At 36.8% G+C, this 21,369-nt stretch carries 29 protein-coding genes and 2 pseudogenes; 19 read left to right on the top strand and 12 right to left on the bottom strand.

Going from position 1 to position 21,369, the window contains the following annotated elements:
• Window positions 1-11: 11 nt before the first annotated feature.
• Genes CEQ83_RS18320 through CEQ83_RS18305 form a run of 4 tightly spaced genes read left to right on the top strand, consistent with a single transcriptional unit; the run spans window position 12 to window position 4,177 of the window.
• Window positions 12-1,544 (top strand): ABC transporter ATP-binding protein, encoded by a 1,533-nt coding sequence (locus tag CEQ83_RS18320; RefSeq protein ID WP_155017468.1) that lies wholly within the window; start codon window positions 12-14, stop codon window positions 1,542-1,544.
• Window positions 1,519-2,586 carry an ABC transporter permease gene (locus CEQ83_RS18315; protein ID WP_028414927.1) on the top strand — a complete coding sequence of 356 codons (1,068 nt, stop codon included), beginning with the start codon at window positions 1,519-1,521 and terminating at the stop codon, window positions 2,584-2,586. The genes CEQ83_RS18320 and CEQ83_RS18315 overlap by 26 nt, the downstream gene beginning before the upstream one ends.
• Window positions 2,573-3,490: an ABC transporter permease gene (locus CEQ83_RS18310; RefSeq protein WP_028414926.1), complete on the top strand. Its 918-nt coding sequence runs from the start codon at window positions 2,573-2,575 to the stop codon at window positions 3,488-3,490. Before CEQ83_RS18315 ends, CEQ83_RS18310 begins: the two co-directional genes overlap by 14 nt.
• Window positions 3,491-3,514: 24 nt before the next feature.
• Window positions 3,515-4,177: a sulfite oxidase-like oxidoreductase gene (locus CEQ83_RS18305; protein ID WP_028414925.1), complete on the top strand. Its 663-nt coding sequence runs from the start codon at window positions 3,515-3,517 to the stop codon at window positions 4,175-4,177.
• A gap of 33 nt (window positions 4,178-4,210) precedes the next feature.
• Here the strand turns inward: CEQ83_RS18305 and CEQ83_RS18300 are convergent, their stop codons facing one another.
• Both CEQ83_RS18300 and moaC read right to left on the bottom strand, forming a co-directional pair.
• A complete protein-coding gene (locus tag CEQ83_RS18300; protein ID WP_028414924.1) occupies window positions 4,211-4,723 on the bottom strand; it encodes a MogA/MoaB family molybdenum cofactor biosynthesis protein in 513 nt (170 codons plus the stop codon).
• A 12-nt stretch (window positions 4,724-4,735) separates the two neighbouring features.
• Window positions 4,736-5,224, bottom strand: a complete 489-nt coding sequence (moaC, locus tag CEQ83_RS18295) for a cyclic pyranopterin monophosphate synthase MoaC (RefSeq protein WP_028414923.1) — start codon at window positions 5,222-5,224, stop codon at window positions 4,736-4,738.
• Between the two features lie 114 nt (window positions 5,225-5,338).
• Between moaC and CEQ83_RS18290 the strand changes: the two genes are divergently transcribed.
• Window positions 5,339-6,604, top strand: coding sequence for a molybdopterin molybdotransferase MoeA (locus tag CEQ83_RS18290; protein WP_108674269.1), 1,266 nt, complete (start codon window positions 5,339-5,341; stop codon window positions 6,602-6,604).
• Between the two features lie 14 nt (window positions 6,605-6,618).
• Here CEQ83_RS18290 and CEQ83_RS18285 read toward each other — a convergent pair whose 3' ends face one another.
• Entirely contained in the window at window positions 6,619-6,750 is a 132-nt protein-coding gene (locus tag CEQ83_RS18285) for a YvrJ family protein (protein ID WP_014458777.1), read from the bottom strand.
• A gap of 439 nt (window positions 6,751-7,189) precedes the next feature.
• Complete coding sequence (locus CEQ83_RS18280) at window positions 7,190-7,621, bottom strand: hypothetical protein (protein WP_028414921.1); 432 nt, start codon at window positions 7,619-7,621, stop codon at window positions 7,190-7,192.
• Window positions 7,622-7,770: 149 nt separating this feature from the next.
• Here CEQ83_RS18280 and CEQ83_RS18275 point away from each other — a divergent pair, with 149 nt between their 5' ends.
• Together CEQ83_RS18275 and CEQ83_RS18270 are read left to right on the top strand one after the other, a co-directional pair.
• Window positions 7,771-8,553, top strand: a complete 783-nt coding sequence (locus CEQ83_RS18275) for a GNAT family N-acetyltransferase (protein ID WP_098113624.1) — start codon at window positions 7,771-7,773, stop codon at window positions 8,551-8,553.
• A gap of 231 nt (window positions 8,554-8,784) precedes the next feature.
• Window positions 8,785-8,970 carry a hypothetical protein gene (locus CEQ83_RS18270; protein WP_028414919.1) on the top strand — a complete coding sequence of 62 codons (186 nt, stop codon included), beginning with the start codon at window positions 8,785-8,787 and terminating at the stop codon, window positions 8,968-8,970.
• A 124-nt stretch (window positions 8,971-9,094) separates the two neighbouring features.
• On the opposite strand, the pseudogene CEQ83_RS18265 reads toward CEQ83_RS18270, so the two are convergent.
• Window positions 9,095-9,289 (bottom strand): annotated as a pseudogene (locus tag CEQ83_RS18265) (winged helix-turn-helix transcriptional regulator); the annotation flags it as partial.
• Window positions 9,290-9,615: 326 nt separating this feature from the next.
• On the opposite strand from CEQ83_RS18265, the gene CEQ83_RS18260 reads away from it, so the two are divergent.
• Together CEQ83_RS18260 and CEQ83_RS18255 are read left to right on the top strand one after the other, a co-directional pair.
• The gene (locus CEQ83_RS18260; RefSeq protein ID WP_028414918.1) at window positions 9,616-10,185 is read left to right on the top strand and encodes an MEDS domain-containing protein; all 570 of its coding nucleotides are present in this window, start codon (window positions 9,616-9,618) and stop codon (window positions 10,183-10,185) included.
• 249 nt (window positions 10,186-10,434) lie between these two features.
• Window positions 10,435-11,307, top strand: a complete 873-nt coding sequence (locus CEQ83_RS18255; protein WP_108674268.1) for an AraC family transcriptional regulator — start codon at window positions 10,435-10,437, stop codon at window positions 11,305-11,307.
• Window positions 11,308-11,547: 240 nt separating this feature from the next.
• On the opposite strand, the gene CEQ83_RS18250 is transcribed toward CEQ83_RS18255, so the two are convergent.
• On the bottom strand, window positions 11,548-11,889 hold the full coding sequence (locus tag CEQ83_RS18250) for an SPW repeat domain-containing protein (RefSeq protein ID WP_224980458.1): 342 nt from the start codon (window positions 11,887-11,889) through the stop codon (window positions 11,548-11,550).
• A 192-nt stretch (window positions 11,890-12,081) separates the two neighbouring features.
• Between CEQ83_RS18250 and CEQ83_RS27830 the strand changes: the two genes are divergently transcribed.
• Window positions 12,082-12,354, top strand: a complete 273-nt coding sequence (locus CEQ83_RS27830; RefSeq protein WP_049165968.1) for a DUF3973 domain-containing protein — start codon at window positions 12,082-12,084, stop codon at window positions 12,352-12,354.
• A 43-nt stretch (window positions 12,355-12,397) separates the two neighbouring features.
• Here the strand turns inward: CEQ83_RS27830 and CEQ83_RS18240 are convergent, their stop codons facing one another.
• On the bottom strand, window positions 12,398-13,039 hold the full coding sequence (locus CEQ83_RS18240) for a DUF1232 domain-containing protein (protein WP_155010471.1): 642 nt from the start codon (window positions 13,037-13,039) through the stop codon (window positions 12,398-12,400).
• Between the two features lie 119 nt (window positions 13,040-13,158).
• On the opposite strand from CEQ83_RS18240, the gene CEQ83_RS18235 reads away from it, so the two are divergent.
• A complete protein-coding gene (locus CEQ83_RS18235; RefSeq protein WP_028414915.1) occupies window positions 13,159-13,740 on the top strand; it encodes a manganese efflux pump in 582 nt (193 codons plus the stop codon).
• Window positions 13,741-13,856: 116 nt separating this feature from the next.
• Here CEQ83_RS18235 and CEQ83_RS18230 read toward each other — a convergent pair whose 3' ends face one another.
• Entirely contained in the window at window positions 13,857-14,309 is a 453-nt protein-coding gene (locus CEQ83_RS18230) for a DUF4288 domain-containing protein (RefSeq protein ID WP_098112445.1), read from the bottom strand.
• 168 nt (window positions 14,310-14,477) lie between these two features.
• On the opposite strand from CEQ83_RS18230, the gene CEQ83_RS18225 reads away from it, so the two are divergent.
• The 6 genes from CEQ83_RS18225 to CEQ83_RS18200 all read left to right on the top strand — a co-directional run bounded on the left by CEQ83_RS18225 (window position 14,478) and on the right by CEQ83_RS18200 (window position 18,049).
• The gene (locus CEQ83_RS18225) at window positions 14,478-14,975 is read left to right on the top strand and encodes an ankyrin repeat domain-containing protein (protein ID WP_098999658.1); all 498 of its coding nucleotides are present in this window, start codon (window positions 14,478-14,480) and stop codon (window positions 14,973-14,975) included.
• A gap of 101 nt (window positions 14,976-15,076) precedes the next feature.
• Complete coding sequence (locus CEQ83_RS18220) at window positions 15,077-15,571, top strand: DUF3267 domain-containing protein (protein WP_155017582.1); 495 nt, start codon at window positions 15,077-15,079, stop codon at window positions 15,569-15,571.
• A gap of 559 nt (window positions 15,572-16,130) precedes the next feature.
• Window positions 16,131-16,316: a hypothetical protein gene (locus tag CEQ83_RS18215; RefSeq protein ID WP_028414911.1), complete on the top strand. Its 186-nt coding sequence runs from the start codon at window positions 16,131-16,133 to the stop codon at window positions 16,314-16,316.
• Between the two features lie 81 nt (window positions 16,317-16,397).
• Complete coding sequence (locus CEQ83_RS18210; RefSeq protein ID WP_025749994.1) at window positions 16,398-16,679, top strand: hypothetical protein; 282 nt, start codon at window positions 16,398-16,400, stop codon at window positions 16,677-16,679.
• A gap of 196 nt (window positions 16,680-16,875) precedes the next feature.
• Window positions 16,876-17,409: a hypothetical protein gene (locus CEQ83_RS18205; RefSeq protein WP_051418594.1), complete on the top strand. Its 534-nt coding sequence runs from the start codon at window positions 16,876-16,878 to the stop codon at window positions 17,407-17,409.
• A gap of 121 nt (window positions 17,410-17,530) precedes the next feature.
• The gene (locus tag CEQ83_RS18200) at window positions 17,531-18,049 is read left to right on the top strand and encodes a YfiT family bacillithiol transferase (RefSeq protein WP_014458796.1); all 519 of its coding nucleotides are present in this window, start codon (window positions 17,531-17,533) and stop codon (window positions 18,047-18,049) included.
• A gap of 212 nt (window positions 18,050-18,261) precedes the next feature.
• Here the strand turns inward: CEQ83_RS18200 and CEQ83_RS18195 are convergent, their stop codons facing one another.
• The gene (locus tag CEQ83_RS18195; protein WP_028414910.1) at window positions 18,262-18,732 is read right to left on the bottom strand and encodes a hypothetical protein; all 471 of its coding nucleotides are present in this window, start codon (window positions 18,730-18,732) and stop codon (window positions 18,262-18,264) included.
• A gap of 4 nt (window positions 18,733-18,736) precedes the next feature.
• Entirely contained in the window at window positions 18,737-19,525 is a 789-nt protein-coding gene (locus tag CEQ83_RS18190) for a hypothetical protein (protein WP_028414909.1), read from the bottom strand.
• A 265-nt stretch (window positions 19,526-19,790) separates the two neighbouring features.
• Here CEQ83_RS18190 and CEQ83_RS18185 point away from each other — a divergent pair.
• Window positions 19,791-19,892, top strand: a pseudogene (locus tag CEQ83_RS18185) (esterase); the annotation flags it as partial.
• A 221-nt stretch (window positions 19,893-20,113) separates the two neighbouring features.
• Here CEQ83_RS18185 and CEQ83_RS27210 read toward each other — a convergent pair.
• Window positions 20,114-20,272, bottom strand: a complete 159-nt coding sequence (locus CEQ83_RS27210; protein ID WP_165573614.1) for a hypothetical protein — start codon at window positions 20,270-20,272, stop codon at window positions 20,114-20,116.
• 87 nt (window positions 20,273-20,359) lie between these two features.
• Window positions 20,360-20,569 (bottom strand): alpha/beta-type small acid-soluble spore protein, encoded by a 210-nt coding sequence (locus CEQ83_RS18180; RefSeq protein WP_047750082.1) that lies wholly within the window; start codon window positions 20,567-20,569, stop codon window positions 20,360-20,362.
• Window positions 20,570-21,082: 513 nt separating this feature from the next.
• On the opposite strand from CEQ83_RS18180, the gene CEQ83_RS18175 reads away from it, so the two are divergent.
• Window positions 21,083-21,289, top strand: a complete 207-nt coding sequence (locus CEQ83_RS18175; RefSeq protein ID WP_028414907.1) for a hypothetical protein — start codon at window positions 21,083-21,085, stop codon at window positions 21,287-21,289.
• Window positions 21,290-21,369 lie beyond the last annotated feature (80 nt).

Genomic DNA, 21,369 nt, shown 5'->3' with positions numbered 1-21,369 from the left:
CAATGAATGGAATGAGTGAGCTGTTGCAGTTAACGAATTTGACGAAGAAATACGGTTCATTTTTAGCAAACGATAACGTGTCTTTTACGCTGAAAAAAGGGGAGGTTCACGCGCTGGTCGGAGAAAACGGTGCTGGTAAAACAACGTTGATGAGGATGCTTTACGGAATGGAAAAGCCGAGTTCAGGAAGTGTTCAGCTGCACGGGAAACCTGTTTCGTTTTCATCTCCTGCGGATGCGATTAAAAACGGAATAGGCATGGTGCATCAGCATTTTATGGTTTTTCCTCATTTTTCAGTGGCTGAAAATATTGTCTTGGGGCATGAGCCAAAGAAAGGTCTCTTTTTCAACAGAAAGCAGGCGAAAGCAGATGTACGGCAATTAACCCAAACTTATCAAATTTCAGTGGATGTTCATAAAAAAGTAAAGCATTGCTCAATTGGGGAACAGCAAAAGATTGAAATTTTAAAAGTGCTGTATCAAGGAGCAGAAATTATTATTTTAGACGAGCCTACCGCCGTTCTTACTCCTCATGAAGTAAAGGAACTATTAAAAACAATCCGGTTTTTGGCTTCTCAAGGAAAAAGCATCATTATTATTACACATAAGCTGCAAGAAGTGATGGAAGTAGCGGACCGAATTACAGTTCTTCGAAATGGTAAAGTAGCCGGCGTCACAAGTAAAGAAGATACCAATGCTCACCATTTAGCGAGACTAATGGTAGGGAGAGAATTAAAAGAGCGTCCTGCAAGAGTGCCATCACAAAGCACTTCTCATTTAAGCGTACAAAATCTCTTTTTAAAAGGAAAAGGACAAAAAAACGTATTGCAAAATGTGTCTCTTCACGTTTCTGCAGGCGAAATTGTCGGTATTGCAGGGGTTTCAGGAAATGGGCAGTCAGAGCTGCTTCAAGCAATTGCTGGATTAGTAGAAACAGACACCGGAAGTATCAAACTTGGAGATGAAGATCTTACAGGGCGATCTGTGCGTGAAAGAAGAGAGGCAGGAATTGCTCATATTCCAGAAGACCGCTATATGTGGGGAGCCTCTAAAGACGATACGATCGAGGAAAATGCGCTGATGGGCTATCAGTATAAAGCTTCTTACTCGAAGATGGGCTGGCTGAAAAGAAAGATATTCAAGTCGAGCGTGGAGGAACGGATAAATGAATTTTCGATTAAAGCCACTTCATCTAAGCAAAAAGCAGGAGAACTGTCTGGGGGAAATCTGCAAAAATTAATTGTTGCAAGAGAGCTTGGCCAAAACACCTCTTTTCTACTTGCTGCCGAACCAACGCGAGGAGTGGATATTGGGGCAATGGAACGTATTCATGATGCCTTGATTCAAAAAAGGAATAATGGCTCTGCTATTTTACTTGTATCGTCTGAGCTGTCGGAGATTATCTCACTATCAGATCGAATTTTAGTGATGTACGAAGGCAGTATTGTCGGAGAGCTTACAAGAGAAGAAGCGACGGAAGAGAAACTAAGCATATTAATGGCAGGAGGAACGGTAGAAGGTGATACAGTTGCAGAAACTTCTTAAATCATTAATCCAACCGATTATTGCGGTCATTTTTGGCTTAGCGATAGGAGGCATTATTATCTCCTTAACAGGTGGTTCGGTTTTCCAAACATATACAGAGCTCTGGAATGGAGCGTTTGGTAATTTTTATTTCTTCACCACTACGCTGGCTCGCGCTACGCCTATTCTGTTAATTGCATTAGGTGTGGGATTTGCTTTTAGAGCAGGTGTGTTTAATTTAGGGGGAGAAGGACAAATGGTCGTTGGAGCGATTAGTGCAGCGATTGTTGCTTATTACCTGCCGGCTCCAGGGATAGTCAAGCTGATAGCAGCCATTGCCGCTGCTGTTGTGGCAGGGGGATTGCTTTCCGTTTTAGCAGGATGGATGGAAGCCGCGTTTAAAATTCAGCTTGTCATTTCGACCCTTTTATTAAATTATATCGCTGTTTTATTTGCAAGTTATTTAGCAGGTCACCCTTTTCAAGATAAAACAGGCTCAGCTGCTCTCGCTCAGACGCCTATGATTGAGCAATCAGCATGGCTTGGAAAAGTGTTTCAAGGAATGCCTCTTCATGTCGGATTTATCATTGCTCTAGTGGGTGCGCTGCTGCTATGGACGGTGCTTCGCTACTCTGTGTTTGGCTATGAAGTAAACGCATCCGGGAAAAATCCGTTGTTCGGAGCGTATGGAGGCATTCATCAGGTAAAAGTCATGCTGTTTAGCATGTTTATTAGCGGAAGCTTGGCTGGATTAGCAGGAGGATTTGAAGTGCTTGGTTCACAGTACCGATTTGTAGACGGTGCGCTCACCGTTCCTGGATATGCATGGACTGGAGTGATGGCTGCTCTGTTAGCAAATTCAAATCCAATCGGCATTGTTTTTACGTCTCTTTTACTTGCCGCTTTGCAAACAGGAGCGATGGGGCTAGAGCGTAATACAGAAATTCCGTTAGAAATTGCGAGTATTATGCAAGCTGTTCTTATTCTATTTATCTCAGCGAAATTTACAAAGCAGTGGTGGAAAGCCAAAAAGAAAGGAGCTGATATTCGTGGAGCTGCTTGATTGGTCACTGTTAAATGCAACGCTGCGAATGGTTGCACCGATTTTATTAGCGGCGCTAGGCGGAATGCTTTGCGCGCGCGTAGGCATATTTAATGTAGGGCTAGAAGGTCTAATTTTGATTGGAGCTTTTAGCGGGATTGCGGGCAACTATTATACTCATAATGTCTTTTTTGCGATCGTGATTGCGGCTGGAGCAAGCTTACTTTTTGCTTTGCTTTTTGGAATGATGGTCGTGATGTTTAAAGCAAATGAAATTGTCGTTGGGGTGTCTATTAATTTTTTAGCACTGGGCTTAACGACATTTTTACTCCGGACTATTTTTCATACAAAAGGTGCCTATTACGATAAAAACATGCACGGGATAGGTACATGGGATATTCCTTTAATTAAAGACATACCTATAATCGGCGACATTGTTTCCGGGCAGTCACCGCTTGTCTATTTTGCTTTTTTAGCAGCTATTGCTTTTTATATCTTCTTTTATCGAACGATTTTTGGTTTTCGTCTTCTAGCAGTAGGCTACAATAAAGTAGCAGCAAGTACGCTTGGGTTGAAAGCAATAAGATATCAGCTGTTTGCGATTGCAGCATGCGGAATCCTGTGCGGGATCGCGGGAGCACAGCTTTCGTTAGGGCAAGTCACGATGTTCTCAGAAGGCATGACTTCAGGGCGTGGATTTATCGCACTTGTTGCGATGATGCTCGGTCAGTCTCATCCGCTCGGTATTTTAGCGTCAAGTATCCTTTTCGGCTTAATGGATGCCATGAGCACACGACTGCAAGGTTTTTCAATACCGACTGAGTTTACGATGATGGTCCCTTACGTACTTACATTAGCCGCGATGTTTTTCTTACGAGATAAAGGTGTCGAAACGAATCAAACAAGTCAGCAAAGTGCACGCTGATAAAAAAATAAAGAGGTGGTACCTATGAACAAAGCAGACCGTATTAAACGAATGAAAACACCAGAAATTGATCCAAAGTATGAAGGACGAGTGCCTCCGGGGCAAGTAGTGACAGAGCGCTTTCCTATTTTACATGAAGGCGACGTGCCGGAGTATAACTTAGAGGAGTGGACGCTTCGCGTGTTTGGGTTGGTAGACAAAGAAGTGACGCTTTCGTATCAAGATATATTGAACATGCCTCAAACAACGGTGAAATGTGATATTCATTGCGTAACGAGATGGACAAGACTTGATAATGAATTTACGGGCGTGCTGTTTACAGACTTTTTAAAAGCAGTTGGCGTGGAGTTGAAAAGTAAATACATCATGCTGCACGGAGATAATGACTATACGTCAAACATTGAAGTAAAAGATTTACTGAGAGACGATATTCTTCTCGCTCATTCCTTTAACGGAGAGCCGCTTACACCTAAGCATGGATATCCGCTGCGATTGGTTGTGCCGCATTTGTACTTTTGGAAAAGTGTCAAATGGCTTCGAGGCTTTGAAGCTATTGATGAAAACCATCCGGGCTTTTGGGAGCAAAACGGCTTTCATCTTAGAGGAGATCCGTTTAAAGAAGAGCGTTTTTCTGGAGAAGATTTAGGCATTCCAGAAGATGAGTGGGTACATAAAGACTATGATTAATGAAAATGCCTATGCGCAAGCATAGGCATTTTGTTAGCGCTGGCGGTTTAATTCCCACACAACGTGGCGAAGTTCAGGCAAAATCAGTTTGGTCATAGCTAGGCGAACAGCACCGCTTGATCCTGGTGTAGAAAAAACGGCTTTTTCGTTAATCGTCCCGGCAATTGCTCGGCTCATAATCGCTGCGCTGCCAATGTCTTCGGTGTAGCTCAGCATGCGAAACAGCTCGCCAAACCCGACGATTTCTTTATGAATCAGCACTTGAACGGCTTCAATTGTGACGTCTCGTTTTGTAATTCCGGTGCCGCCGTTTGTGAGAACAACGTCAATGTCCTCAGCACTGCATCCGGCAAGTATCGCTTGTTGAATCGACGTTTGATCGTCTTTTACAATTTCATAGGAAGCGACCTGCATCTCGTGTTCTTTCAGAAGTTGGATCATTAGCGCGCCGCTTTTATCGGTTTCTTTTGTACGTGTATCGGATACCGTAATGACTTTGCAGCGAACGGGCTGAGTTGCTTTGGATTTATGTTCATGTACGCTCATTATGTACCTCCTTTACGCTTCCGTACGTTTGTAGTCACCGTTTTTGCCGCCTGATTTTTCAAGCAGATATGTTTCGCCGATAATCATGCCTTTATCAATGGCTTTGCACATATCATAAACGGTTAATGCGCAGGCAGAAGCGGCAGTTAAAGCTTCCATTTCAACGCCCGTTGAGCCTTCCGTTTTAACAGTTGCTTCTATTAATAAACGGTACTCGTTATTGCTTGTATCCCAGTCAAATGAAAGGTTTACGCCTTTTAATAAAAGAGGGTGACACATCGGAATAATGTCAGACGTGCGTTTTGCTGCCATAATCCCTGCTACTTGTGCGACAGCAAGCACATCGCCTTTTCCGATCTTATGTTCTACAATGGCTTCGTGAATTTCTTTGTTAACAAGTATGCTTGAACGAGCTGTTGCAACGCGGCGAGTGATAGATTTTTCGCTAATATCGACCATATTGGCCCGGCCTTGATCATTAAAATGAGTAAAAGAAGACATCGGTGTTTTCATCCTTTTTCAGTAAATTTTGTTGTATGATAGAAATAGTGAGATATGCTATGATTTTACACCATAGCGCAAAAAGTGAACAGACATAAAGGAAGTGAAGAATGTATGTTAGAAAGCAGAACACCTATTTCAATTCCTGAAGCAATTGAAAAAGTTATGACATATAAAAGAAAAGGCAGCATCGAACGTGTATCGATCACCGAAAGCTACGGACGCTATTTAGGAGAAGATATTATCGCCGACCAAAACGTGCCTCATTTTAATAAATCGCTTTATGACGGCTTTGCGGTTCGAGCACAAGACTGCGTAGAAGTATCAAATGAACATTCTGTCGAGTTCGAAGTTGTAGGTGAAATCGGCGCTGGCTCTGTCTTTGAAGAAGAACTAAAGCCGTTTCAAGCTGTGCGCATTATGACAGGAGCACAAGTGCCTCATTCATGTGATGCGGTTGTGATGCTTGAAGTAACGAAGTCGTATGAAAAAGAAGGCAAAACGTATATGGCGTTAAGCAGGCGGGCTTCAAAGTGGGAACACATTGCGTTAAAAGGAGAAGAAACAAAAAAAGGAGACGTGCTCGTTTCAAAAGGAACGCGCATCAATCCGGGCGTCACCGCTTTTTTAGCTACGTTTGGCTATGCGGATGTAGCCGTGGTGAAGCAGCCGATTGTTGGCGTGTTAACAACAGGAAGCGAACTGCTTGATGTGAACGAGCCGCTAGAACCAGGGAAAATCCGCAACAGCAACTCCTATATGGCACTTGCACAAATCGTAAGAAGCGGGGGAATTCCGAAATATTTAGGGAAGCTTGAAGATGATTTTGACCGCTGCTATGAAGCGGTAGAAAAAGCGCTTGAAGAAGTGGATATTTTACTGACAACCGGCGGCGTATCCGTTGGGGACTATGATTATTTACCGGCTATTTATAAAAAGCTTGGCGCGAACGTGCTGTTTAACAAAATTGCGATGCGACCGGGAAGCGTCACAACAGTCGCAGAACGAAACGGACAGCTGTTGTTTGGATTATCAGGAAACCCATCTGCTTGCTATGTCGGGTTTGAACTGTTTGTACGTCCGATTGTTCGCAGCTTTTTACATTCACCGGCGCCTCATTTACATAAAACAAAAGCGGTGTTAAACGGCCGTTTTAAAGAGCCTAACGCATTCACAAGAATGGTGCGAGGAAAAATTACAGACGAAGGGGGAAGGCTCTTAGTAACGCCTGTTGGCATGGACAAGTCGGGTGCTATTTCATCTTTAGCTGCGGCGAACGGCTTGATTGTTCTTCCGGGTGGAGAGCATGGATACGATAGGGGAATAGAAGTGGATGTGCTGCATCTTGAAAAAGAAGGTACAAGTTCGCTTTGGGTATAAAAGCAGAAGTCTGCTTATTGCTTGTCCTTTTTTTCAATAAGAATTTGAAGCAGTTCTGTAATTCGATCTAATTTGCTTTCAATGCGCACGAGTAAGTAAAAAGATAGCGCAACTGGAAAGCCTAATTCTTTAATATAACTAACCAAGTTTTCTATAATTGCATACCTCCTTCAATTAGAAGATACACTATAATATGTGATTTCTAAGTATTTGTTCACAGGACATACATCCATTTTTAAGACAAAAGTCCTTAAGAAATAAGAAAAAGCAGCCTCGGCATTGGCAAGCGAGGCTGCTTTTTATAAGGGTTCATTCACACGTATTCAAGTATGAACGATTATTGGAATTAAACTATAACATATTTTAAAATATAAATAATACTTTTGATGTGTTCTAACATATGAATAAGAGGTGCACTTTTAATTCATCGATTTAATTGGTCCTCCTAATGAAAAACCAACTAAATGAAGGATGTATAAAAAGCTGCATATTCTATAAAAGTGACTTTTTCAGAACTCTTACTTCCCTAAGGGTTCTCTTTTTTGCTGTGTGCCTAAGAGAATGGTTGTGTACACAGTTTATATTTTAATCCTGAGATAAATAAATCCAGTTGATTTCATCAAATTCTTCAATACTATAATTTGAACCTATATTCTTTAACATTTTATTGAAGAATTTTAGATTAACTTCATGATCATACAAATCTTCTTGAATGTATTCCTTAATAATAAAGTTTGTTAAATTTGTATTATTAACAAAGTCTGAAAAGAACGATGTTATAAGGTCTGAATCTTCTTCGTTTAATTTTTCATCATTAATGATCGAAATCCTAAAAACGTTTAAAATCGCGTCAATATCTTCTGCATCCATATAACATAATGGATCTAGTTTTTTATCTTCTTCTGTAAATGGATTTCGAGTGTCTTCAATAACTACATAAGAAATAATTCTTCCATTTCTTGATACATGGAAGATTTCTAAATCACGCAATTTTAAAATTCTATGAAGCGATATCATAAGTTCCTCCTGCTAACATGTTGATGTACGATATTTTTATAAATTAGATATTGTTAAATCTGTAGTATTCAGTTTACAGTAAAATAGTCTTGTGTGGTATTAATTAACACATATATAAACATATACTTTGTTAAGGAGGAGTAGATAAAATGTATTATTTAGAACCAAAAGATTATGATAAGATACATAACATTTTAAAAGCATCATTTAAGACTCCTACATTTGCTTTTTCTGTCGTTAATCATGTTATTGAAGGATCTGTGTATGTAAATGATCGTATGAGGCCAACGTCAGGATTTCTTAGAATACCTGCAGGTGACTATTATGTATTTGGTAAAGGAAATGATGGGGTGTTTAATAAATCTCTCTATCGTTACTTCGTTGAGAATGTTTATGGTAAGGAAAAACGTTTTACTGTTTTTACTCCATCGACCGACTGGGAGGCTTTTTTTGACGAGACTTTCGAACCGTACGTAAAGAAAATGATGCGTTCTAAGTATAGATTTGTTGCTTCAAAAGTTCCTTCTAAGTATAATCTTCCCGATCTTTATGAGTTAAAAGATTTTAACTCCGACGCTTTAAGAAAAAGTAAGAATTTGAATGAATCATATATAGTGGATTACTGGGGATCAGAAAGTCATTTTCTGAAAAATGGATTAGGCGTTTGTGTTATCCATAAAGAAAATATTGTCGCTGAATGTGTGTCGATCTTTCATAGTGGAACAATAGCTGAAATCGATATTGTGACTAATCCTAGCTATAGAGGACGGGGACTGGGAAAGATAGTAGGTCAAGAGTTTATAAAAAAGTGTTTAGAAAAGAACGTTATGCCTGCTTGGGATTGCGATAATAATAATGAAGCGTCAAAAGTATTAGCTAGTAAACTTGGATTTTCTAATGAAGAGAGTTACGCTCTATATGTATTAAAATGAAAAGCCCTAGAAATATGGTTTTTTTCTTTGTACCAACAACATATTTTAAGTTAACTAAGTCTAATTATGATAGGTATGTTACAATGTAATTATAAGGAAGAAGAGGTGGATATAGGGATGTTGACGGCAGTAGTTGTAACTGTTTCAATTTTATCTTTAGCTTGGATTGTAGGGAAAAAAGAGCAGCCGAGGAAACAATGATTAGAAGAAAAAGCATCTGAGGTGGTATATATGCAAAGACAGCAAGGCATTACTGTCCTTTTATTAATGTTAGGAATGGCAGCTATTTCTTTAGGGATGGCTTTGAAAAATGTATTTGAGTACTCTCCTACGGTGGGATGGCTTTTAGGAACCGCAATATTAATAGGTAATTCTATTTATACAGGTGTACAAATTAAAAAGAAAAGTCATACATAATTAATTTCAAAAGTGCTTGGATAAACATTATCCAAGCACTTTTTTAGCTTATTACATTACAGTAACTACTCGTGTATAGGCTATATCTAAAGTACACGAATCTATTAATAAATATAATTTATATTTAAATTTCTTCTTTTTTCATTGCTCTCGCATTAATAATTCTGTTCTTATGCGTTTCTCCCCAGTCTTTCATAAGTAAAATGATTGGTTCGAGAGATCTTCCGAATTCGGTTAGGGAGTACTCTACTTTTGGGGGGATTTCTTTATAGATTTCACGGTGAACAATCCCGTCTTTTTCTAACTCTTTTAATTGAAGGTTTTGAGAGGACATAAGTGAATATAGAAGAAACGTTGGAGCTTCTCTTTTAAGTTTAATTCCATAATTACTTCTTGTTAGGTTTTAATCGTATTTGAAAAGGGTATAGTATCCTTTAGTCAAGCTGCTAGAATAATTGTCGCAAACGTTTGCAATCAATATAGATACACTGTTCTAAAAACAGCTGTCCACCCCAAAACAAAGGGAAGAACATCCAATTTTGACATGCAGGAACGCAAAGCGTAGAATCTTTCTAACAGATAAACAAATTACTATTTCAAGAGGCTTAAAATTTAGGTTGATTTTATATAAGGGAGCGTACATATTTGAAAAATCAGTTTGCTCAATTAATACAGAATAATGAAAGCGTTCATATTTACTACAACATTGACGATATGAAAAGTTACTTAGACAATCTTGTGTCTTATATTGTTTCGGGTATTGAACAGAAGAGACATACTTTAGTTATAGAAAGTGAAAGATTAATTCCATTAATTTTTGAAAAATTAGAGGGAATTCTAACTAAAGATCAATTAACCTATATACATACTATTAATAATTTTGATTATTACTGTTCAAGTGGAAGTTTTCAGCCTGCCATAATCTTTGAACACCTTTCTAGACACTTAGATCCTTTCTATAAAAACAATACATCTTTTCAAATATGGGCTCATGTAGAATGGGGACAGCAAGAAGGAATTATACCTATTCTAGAAGAGTTTGAAAATGAAGCCGATAAATTAGTAAATAAAGGCGGATTGTATTTAGTATGCGCTTATGATGAAGAGAGAGTACCAGAAGTTCTTAAGCTCGCTTTAATGAAATGCCATCCATACGTAATTTTAGAAAATAAAATTGCGCCATCCCATTTATATGTAATGACAGATGCAGTGTAATTGCTATTTTGGTTGGGATTTGCTCATAAAAACACAGGTGAATAGAGAACCAATAAAGAGCCTTATACTTTAAGGCTCTTTATTGGTTGTTTTCGAAAGTTATTATGTTAACTAAAATTGCATTTTGAATAGCTTGTTTAAGTTTGTGAAAACTTATGAACAGAAGAAAAAAGCCTGCATAACTGTGCATGAAATGTCGGATAGGTCTATTCAAATCCTGCTATTCTGATAATAAGGGAGGTCATATAAATGGATTTGCTTAGAAATATGAATAGAGCTTTAGACTATATTGAGGAGAATTTAACCAATGATATCGATTTTAGAGAAGTAGCAAGACTGGCTCTTTGCTCTGAGTATCACTTTAAAAGAATGTTTTCTTTTCTTGCAGGTATTACTTTATCAGAATATATTCGCCGAAGACGACTTACACTTGCAGCATTTGAACTTAAAGATAGTAACATCAAAGTCATTGATGTTGCGATCAAGTACAATTACAGCTCACCCGATTCGTTTACAAGGGCTTTTCAAAATCTACACGGTATAACTCCTTCGGAAGCTAAAAAAAATGGGAGTTCACTTAAAGCATTTCCAAAAATGACCTTTCAGTTATCAATTAAAGGAGGAAATGAAATGAATTATCGAATTGAGGAAAAAGAGGCCTTTCATATAGTCGGTATTAAAGAAAGAGTTCCAATAATCTTTCATGGAGTCAATCCAAAGATTGCTGCTATGTGGGAAAGCTTGAACGATGAAACAATACGTGAATTAAAAGAACTTTCTAATGTTACACCATTAGGTTTGCTTAGTGCATCTGTGAACTTTTCTGAAGGGAGAATGGAGGAAAAAGGGCAGCTGGACCATTATATCGGTGTAGCCACAACTAAGGATTGTCCCGATCATTTAGTACAACTTGAAGTGCCAGCTGGAACATGGGCTGTATTCGAAGCAGTCGGACCATTTCCTGACACATTACAAGATGTATGGGGACGAATTTATTCAGAATGGTTTCCGGCCTCAACTTATGAACAAGTAGAAGGACCGGAAATCTTATGGAATGAACATAAAAATGTAACGTCGCCAACCTTTAAAAGTGAAATATGGATACCCGTGTTAAAAAAGTAATGATGACTCCGTAATGGAGAGCAAAGGTAGATCGCAAATGTGATCTACCTTTGCTACTTTATAGCTTTCTATCAACTACATTACGTTGACTAAATAAATATGTACCGTCCTTACATAAAAAGCAGAAAAAGCTCCCTATTTCCGTAGGGAGCTTTTCTGCTAGGAGAATTATTTCTCACATAGTCGATACGTTGCGGTATCTTGAGTAGTTTAAGCAAACACTGGAATATTATTCGCTTTTTAACTTACAGCTTTTAATTTTAATCTTGCTTTAGAGTTCAAGCTCCATAAACTAAGTAATACGGTCATTAACCCAAGTATGACGCTAGACCAAAACACACCGTCTGTTAATGAATAAATAAAGGGAAAAAGAATAAACCATAATCCGGTAATGAGCGAAATCCAATTTTGCCATGAATTCCATCCGGGTTTAGTAACTCCCCAAAAAGACATAATCACTTGAAGGGTTCCAAATACAATACTTGCTGACGTAGCCCCTGCATCGTATGAAAACCCAAGCATCCACGGGGCCATAACAAACCAAATACCGATTAAAGCGTTAGCAATTCCTCTTGCTTTCATCATTATCTCTCCTCAAATTATGACACTCGTAGTGATGTCATGATTAAACTATATGTTTGTAAGTAACGTGTGTTGAGTATTCATCAACGCCTGTTGAGATTTTTTCAACTTTTCATGTAGGAACAAGCACTTCTGTTGATGAGTTCTCATAAGATGTTTCAAAATCAAGTATAAGAAAGAGAGTGAAAACAAATGTACTATTGTGTTAATTGCTGCAGATTGCAAAATGAACATCTTATTAAGAGTAAGTTATTTGAAAATGGAGTCTATATAGATCCATTTGTAGGAGAGAAAATCCCTTTAGGTATGTGTGCACATAGATGCAACCATGAGTCATGCGAGCCATGTAAAAAAGAAAAAATTATTAAAAAGATTGTGCCAAAGGAATTATCTAAATTAAAGAAGGCAATAGAGTATTTACCTGCTCATCGTCATGGTTCAGAAAAAGTTCCATTTTCACAATAAATAGCGGAATGCCGCGTTCAGTTCCCTTAATAAAACTCAGTTTTTATTCCGTAAGTTGATTCATCACTAGTTGTACAGCTATTGCATCGTCTAAATAACCGATTGGAAAGACGTAGTCTGGAATAATATCGGTAGGCAAAATAAAATACAATAGCGCACTTCCCAATATAGAGCGCTTGGCGGCTGAGGTTTCTTCGCTACAATATTCAAGATACATTTGCTTTAATTGGTCGATGAAAGTACCAACGCTTCCTACTTGCTCTATTTTGGATTGAAAGTTATTTATGATCATGCTGTGTCCTTCGTCTGTCTGTGCATATTGCTTATATTTTGTTAGTTCTTGTTTTACACGTTCAATCGTAAAGTTGGTATCTGCTATATTAAAAAATTTAAGTATTTCTTGAATTTTATCGATGGAGTAATGAATGCCTGTTTCTAGTTCATTTTCTGTATGGTTTGAAGCAGCTTCAGCAGGATCAATCAATGCTTCAAGAGGCGTATTTAAATAGTGTGCAAATTGCTTTAAATGATGTAGATTTGCTTGCTGCTTTCCATTTATAATCCGTGAAATAGTTGCCGTATCAATCCCCGTAAGTGAGCTTAGTTTCCGCATAGATAAAGCATTTTCCTTTAATAAAGACCGTAATAACAGACCAAGGCTTTGTTCATTTTGGATGTTAGACATTGCGATTCACCTCTTTATATTTTTCAACGCGCAGTACTCATTTTATTGAAGGTTTATCAACAATATATGCAACAAGTAAGCAAATTTCCTCAATATTATCATCAAAAGGAGAATACAAAATGGAATGGTTATTCATTTTAGGTTTTGCCCTATCATCAAGTATAGATAACTTTGGTGTAGGAATATCTTATGGAGTACGAAAAATCAGGATCAAATGGCTTTCGAATTTACTAATAGCAGCTATTTGTTTCCTCTTTAGCATGGTGGGAATTATGTTTGGCAGGTGGATTTCAACAATCTTACCGGGAGTGTTCCATGTTATTGTAGCCGTCGTATTATTAACGCTAATTGGAATTCGAATTATTTTATTAGTTGGTTCCCAAAAAAATAATGGAATTGATGAACTAGATAGTAGTGGTCAAGAAAACGTACGATATATTGGCTGGGTTGAAAGCAGTGTGCTAGGTGTTGCACTTTCAGCCAATGCACTTACAAACGGTCTAGGAGCGGGTTTACTTGGTTTATCACCTTTAGCTATTTCGCTTACATCAGCATTTGGTAGTTTTATAACGGTATGGCTAGGAGTAATGGTGGGGCAAAAAGCAGCAAATGTTCAAATCGGCAGCTTTACATTAGGTCAATGCGGAACGTTGATAAGCGGGATTACGATTTTAATTGTAGCTTTTACTCAAATATTTTAAAAGAAGACACGCCATTTAAAGCAAGTGGCGTCTCTTCCTTATGTTTTAAGTTAGTACATTATGTTGATCAAGTTCGTATATCGTATACATCTTGTCTTTATATTTAATATGAATTTTTAATTAAAATCTCTATTCCTTAAAATGAAGTTTTTACGTATCAGGTCTGTTTCATCCTCTGTAACTTCCGGATAGTACCTAGATAAGACATTAGCTAGACTTTCTTTTTTAGGTACGTGTAAAAAACGTGAATATACTTCCGTACCATTTGGTAACTCCTCTTCTTCACATAAGAGGAAGGCATCTAAACTCTCAATAAATTGGAACTTTACAGTCTGATCATAAACGTTGGTATAGCTGTCTTCACATTCTTTTGCTTTTTTTTCTGCAATTTCATAGGCTTGATCAAATGATGGAGCGTTAATTAATAAAATGCTTTCTTCAAATATCTGATGTTCTTCGTAGTTTTCATCAATGTTTTCTGGATTAGGTTTATCCACCATGAAGTACTGATAAAGAACCTTTACTCCATACCAGTGGCTATCTAATTTTCCGGTTTTATTCGTTTTCATACCAACTCTCCATTCTTAACTAAAGGAACCATAATTATTAATTTTATCATCGTATTCCTTATTGTCCTTCTTGCTTATATAACTGAGTTTGTATATCGTGTTCATCCACTAAACTATGATAAAATGGAAATATAATCAAGGTATTTCTATATATTAGGGGGATGTAAAGTGGAATATATTGATCAAATAACAAATGCTGCAGTGAATGGGAAAAGCGAAGAGATAAGAGTTTTATTAAATAAAGAGCCATCTTTACTTAACGCTTTTAATTCAGATGGATGGACGCCTTTACATTTAGCTTGTTATTTTGGACAAGTGGATAGCACTAAGTTATTGTTGTCGCTAGGGGCGGATATTCATATTAAGGCTAAAAATTCGAATGAAAACCTGCCTCTTCATGCAGCAGTAGCAAATCAGCAAATTCAAGCTGTAGACTTGTTGCTTACAAAAGGCGCAGATGTAAATGCAAAACAAAGCGGTGGATGGACTAGCCTTCATGAGGCCTCGTTGCTAGGAGATGAAAATATGATTAAACTTCTCATCGAAAAAGGTGCAGATATCGATATACAAAAAGATGATGGTAAAACACCTTTAGAGGTTGCAGTAGAGAAAAAACAAGACGGCGCAGTTCATTTACTTACTCAGTATTTAAATCATAAAGCTTAATATAGAGTAGGAGATTTTATGTTAATGAAATTAGCGGAAGTTTACATGAAGGAGAGGGAACGCCTATTATCATTTGGTTTCGTCACTTGCCACAAATAAGCATGGACTTTTCTGAATGGACACCTTTTATCCAGAATACGTGGTATCGAAAACACTATATGAAGTTTGTACATTTGCTTCAGATTATTATTCTATCAATACCTTATTTCTTTGGAGCAGGCTTTACTCACATCAATCTCTTTTATCTTATTATAATGGGTATGATTGTCTTTGCTATTCATGAATGTCTGCACGTTTTAGTCGTATATAAAAAAGGTGATGTGAGCTTGACATTTAGCGGAATATTTTTCTGGCTCAATACAAATGCAACTCTATCTAAAACGAGATATTGGATCTTTATGAGCTTGCCTTTTCTTGTATTATCGATAGTTCCTGCTATTACGTCGTTCTATGTATCAGGAAACATTAGATCCATCCTATTATTTGTATGTTGGATAAATACATTCATTTCTGGCTCAGATATCTATAACTCATTTTTAATTGCTATTAAACCGAAGAACTCGTTTTTTTGCAGAGGTTATTACCAAGTAAAGTAGTAGGACAGGGGTCTAGTTGTACTAATACCTAAAAAAGGAGCACTTATAGTAATTAGATGCTCTTTTTGTGCTGGTAATCCGTTTTATACTAGTCAGTTTCGGATAATCTCCGTTCCAACAGTATTCTAAAACTATGTTAAAATGTAATTATAAGGAATAAGAGGTGGATATAGTTATGGTGACTGCACTAGTAGTAACGATTTCTATATTAGCGTTAGCTTGGAGTGCTGGACAAAGAGAACAGAGGGAGTAACTATATGTATTATTTGTATATAGAATCGAGATGATTGGGTAAATGAGCAAAAGAAATGTTTTAGTCAAGTTGATGTTCTTTTTAGGATCATTTTCTATTATAATCTTTGGGTTTATTTTAAAACAGGGATTAACAGGGTTGCTTTTATCTGCTGCCTGTATTATATCCGCAGGGTTTTTAATGAAAACTGGAGTTACAAAAAGAAGGGGAAACTAACATAGCTTAGCTTCTCCTTCTTTTTGATAAGTGAAATAATTATAATTATGTTAAAATATAACTATATTTATTTTTTTGGTGGTGAAATAGATGGATAATCGAAGCTTGGGATTATTTTTAGTTGGTATAGGAACAGTCTTTTTGATTTTAGCTTTAACATTACATATAGCTGGATTATTATATGGTGTTATTTTAGGAAGCAGCATATTATTAAATGTTTCAGGGGCAGGTATACTTATGAAGTTTATAGCTGATGAAAAACTGGCTAATTTGTAGAGATCTTATAAAGTAAGATCTCTTTGTTATGAATCTTACGCTAGAATGTATTTATTAGAAATGTTTGGGGGGTATCCTGTTTTGGAAATGAACTTTTTTTGGTTAGCGTTAGGATTAGCTGCCCTTGGTTATTTTATAGGCGATGGTTTAAAAAATTTTAGTAAACCTCAAAGGAAATCAAAATATCCTTATTTGATTAAAGAAAAAGATCTACACTATCACTTTCATTTGAGTAAGGGTGAAATTGAAGAACTGTTAACTAAATATCCTGGAGCTCCAAAAATAGAGCTGAAAGGGACTACATATTATCCGTATCATCAATTCGTTGACTGGCTGTCGTCTAATGAAATCTATAAGGTGTAAAGGAGGAGAAGCATTTAGTCTTTAAAGACTAGATGCTTCTTTTTTTGAGGATTGGATTTTAATGCCATCGTCACTAGAAATAAACGTATGTCATCGTTAGCTAGGTTATCTTTGTCTGGAATCGTTGTGGTATATTACATAAACTTTCAATTTTAGGTAATAATATTTACGAAAATACAGTTTGAGGAGACAATTCATGCGTAAGTATAAAAGAAAATTGATCATTTCTTTAAGCGTGCTAATCTTTCCATGGTTAACTGCGCCTTTTATAGGAACAAAATCATTTGTCCGCTTTTTGCCTGTAGCTACTTTCGCTAACTTATTCATCATTGTGTTTACCGTCATTGCTAATCAGAAAAAATGGTTTAGAAACAACAATCCTTTATTTCCTAAAGCACCTATAGATTTTACTTATATTTTAGGTCCGCACTTAATAGGAACGCTTTGGATATTTAAGCTAACGTACGGCTCTTTTCTAAAATACATACTTGCCAATACGGTGTTAGACTGGTTTAATATTTTCCCTTTTGGCGGTGCTTTGAAAAAAGTGGGCATCTTTAAAATGAAAAAGATGTCGCCAAGCATGTACTGGGGGATGACTACGGTTTTAGCCGTTGTTTTATATGGATATCAGTACATTGTGGAAAAAGTAATTAGGCAAACCAATGATTCTCAGTCAAGATTACAAGTGCTTAAAGCAACTATCCAAAAAGGATCTTCCAATAGCTGAAGATCTTTTTTTATTTATTTTTAACACTTTATCCGTCTGTTGTTTATTCTGAATATTCAAGTTTATTTTCATATAGAGTGCTATACTAGATATTAACAAAATTAGAAAGGGAGGAAGAAGTATGTTTAATCAATATCCTATTGGAAAATTTACCGTGAAGGAAAATATTCAGAAAGAAGATATTCAAGGTTGGATTCATGACATTGGAGATGCACCAAAGCAATTAGCTTATGCTGTAGAAGGGCTGACAAACGAGCAGTTAGCTACGCCTTATCGAGAAGGCGGTTGGAAATTAAGTCAAGTTGTCCATCATTTAGCTGACTCACATATGAATGCTTATACTCGTTTTAAATTAGGCTTAACAGAGCAAGCACCTACTATTAAGGCCTATGATGAAGTAGCTTGGTCCACTCTGCCTGATAATGATTTACCGATAGAAGTTTCTCTTCAACTTTTTTCAGCTTTACATAAGCGTCTTCATAAAGTTTTAAACTCACTTGATGAAAAAGATTTGAAGAAAATGATCCACCATCCTGAAAATGGGGAAGTGACGATTGAGCAATTAATAGCCACTTACGCTTGGCATGGAAAGCATCATATTGCTCATATTACCACATTAAGAAATCAAAGAGGATGGTAGAATGGCATTTAACATATGTTAGAACCAAAAAAGCTCTTTTTAAGAGCTTTTTTGGTTCTAATAAATGAAATTATGCTAATTGAAGAGTATACAGCTTAAAAACAGGAAAACTCCCTCAATCCCTCAAACCGTTAAGGAAGTTATCTCTAATCCTGAATAGTGATTCATTCATCCTGCATCTCGCTATTGTATTGTACGATGGTGACTTATTTTTATAAGCCATCAGATCTAACTTTTGAAACACCTAAGGCAAGGTTTTTCCACAAAGTTTGTTCAACCATTTCGGCATCCACCGTACGACAATCCACAATGAGTATGACTTCTGAATGTTTGCCACGCAGAAGTCGTTGATTTTTCCTGATTACTTTAAATATAAATAGTTTAATTCCCAATCCTAAGCTAAATCCGATAAAAGCACTAATAATTCCCCAATAAATAGGGCCCCAGCTTAGTTTAAAGCCAATGCTTGCACCAATGACGGAAAAGGCTGTGGCTAAAGCCATTCCTAAATCAATAAGAGAAACTCCATCTGCTCGATGAAGGCTATCAAAAATCCGGCGATTTTCTGTTCGATTATTAAGAGGAACAATAAATATATCCCTTTTCTTTATCCCTTTTCTCTCTAGCTCCGAAACAGCTAACTCTATGTAACTGGAGTATTCAAATGTAGAAAAGATCTGCATGTTTTCACTCCACCTTTTTTCCTTTCACAATACAAAAGCTTGGATGTTGATACGTTTTCTCGAAGAAGTTTTTTTGCTCTCTTTCCACAAGTTTATTGTTCTCAACAGTATTCATGTAGGAATCAAAAGTAGCAAAACCATATAGGGAAGGGAAAAATAACAGCCATTCTTTATTTAAAGCGGAAGTAGCCTGTTTTATTTCTCCTAAAAATAGCAGAGAAATCCCTTCAAGTAGATGGGAATAATAAAAGAAAATGACTGCCCAAATGATAACAAAGAAAGCACCAATGATCCGATGAATATAAAGTTGTCCTAGACCTGGCATCAAAAAGGACCAGGCAACGGACAAGATGGGATTCCGTTTATCTAAATAGTTTATTTCCATGGCTCCTATACTAAAGGAGTTGAACCGATGATTTTCTCTTTCAGCTAACACGTATATTTTATTTAAATCAACGGTTGTTCGGTAACTATCCCATATAGCAAAAATATAAACGGGAATATAAATAAGAAGCCATCTTGTATTAAGCACGTCTTTGGCCATATCAATGTTTCCTTGAAAAGAATAAATCATTGCTAAATTTACATGAGATTTAAGGTTTATGACGACCTCCCATATAAATAACACAAAGCCGCGAAGGTATTTAGACAGTAGCAAGTGTCCAAACCCAGGAAAAGCTGCTGACCACCAAGCAACAATATAGGGGTTTCTTAAATGAATTTGAGTCGTTCCAAATATACTGACATGAGCAATATAGCGTCTTGCAGTATTGTCATTTTTATAATTATTCATATACGATCTCCTATGATTGGAAGAAAATACACTTTTATACCTATCATTCATATTTAATATGGTCTTGTTTACTTATTTTATGCAATATCCATTGATATACACTTAATCTTTGTCAAAATGGAGAACTCGTTGATAAGAAAAAGCTCTTTATCTTTCGATAGAGAGCTTTTTTACATGTTGTTTCTAACAATTGGTATTATGTTAATAAAGAGATGGTTAGATGCTTCACGGCGTCTTGATTCGTTTGTTCAAGATATAGAAATATATTCAACTTTATGGCATTGGACATATTGGGTTGCTTTCAAATAGTCAGGTTAACGCGTACATAAAAGAAGGGCTGAATGGCGAGGGACAAAATACAAACTAATTATTTTTCAGGTGGACAAGGCAGGCTCGCCTTTTATATATTGGGGATTAGACCGTTTGCCTTTGTGTTTCACCAGTATAGACCTAATGAAACACACCCGAAGTCACAGTATTTCCCCCGTCGAAATAGAGTAGACTGCTAAAAGTACCTCGGTTAATTGAGGTACTTTTATAGGTTCTTATACAAAGAGTCCGTGATTAAAAACTGCTTAAAGTGTTTTTTTAATCGCGCATTGCGCCTGCTTCTCGAGAAGTCATTGCACCTTGCCCTTCATTTATGTCTCTTTGGATTTCTTGTTTTACTTGTTGTGCATTTGTTGCAGAAGCTGCTGATTTTTCAGTAAAGCCCGCATTTTCTTTAGCCGGTTGATTTTGCTGCATATAATCTCTCCTTCCTTTTTTATTCGTACAAAAAGGAAGAATGGAGATCCATTCTTCCTTCAGCCATCAATTATAAAGTTGTCTTAGTTAGAAGCGTCCGCCGCCAAGTTGTTGCTGAGCTAATTGCACAAGACGTTTTGTGATTTCGCCGCCTACTGATCCGTTTGCACGTGCAGTTGTATCAGCACCAAGGTTTACACCAAATTCGCTAGCGATTTCATATTTCATTTGATCGATTGCTTGTTCAGCACCGTATACTAATAATTCGTTGTTGTTGCTGCTTTTGTTGTTTGCCATGTTGTGTCACCTCCTTGTTTTACTTAAGTTTCCTAGAGGCCAAGAAGTATATACATGGTAATTTGTGGATGTTTAGACCTTATCATTTAATGATACTAAAGAGTAGAAACAAGTTGCGCTGTGAAAAGTGGAATTACATGTTTCATTTCCTTGTGAAGAAAACTATACGCTTGCCATGTGTAGGAGAAAGAATGACAGTTCATTTGTCATTCTTTTTTCATGTTCATGAGTATACTAATTGAATGACAAAGGACTAACTCTTTAAAGAATTAGTCTTTGGATTAATAAAAATGATTGCTTTTTATAGCTATTTTAAGAAGTGTGTTTAGTTATTCTTCCTCTGTAAATTCAGTTTTGACGTTTTAGTTTCCCCATTTCGTAAAACAATTAAGCATGTTGTACATATCTCTTAGCAACAAGTATCTAATTAATTCTGGGGAAATAAAAATATAACTTAACCTTCCACTTATTTTATCTTCAAATTTTCAAACAATAGGGCTAGGAGGTGTTTTTATGCCAAAGAAAGACTTTAAAGACGTTGATAATTCAGGAATTGCAGAAAGAGTTGATTATAACAACTATAAAAATAAAGATAGCAATAATGACCCTACGCTTAACCGTATTGTCGAAGAAGACGGACGTGCTCTTGACCCAAGGGAATCCTTAGAAAATTTCTTTACTGACCTTGAAGGCGAAGAGCCACAAGAAATTACAACGTAATAAAAAAAGTAGAAAACGGCGGATCTTTTTTTAGCGAAAAGACCTATGAAACGTAGCTATTTTTATTCGAGGATCTGCTG

Source organism: Priestia megaterium (assembly GCF_009497655.1).
Classification (GTDB): Bacteria; Bacillota; Bacilli; order Bacillales; family Bacillaceae_H; genus Priestia; species Priestia zanthoxyli.
The sequence above is the reverse complement of the archived record's forward strand: the minus strand, read 5'-3'. Positions and strand labels throughout refer to the sequence as shown.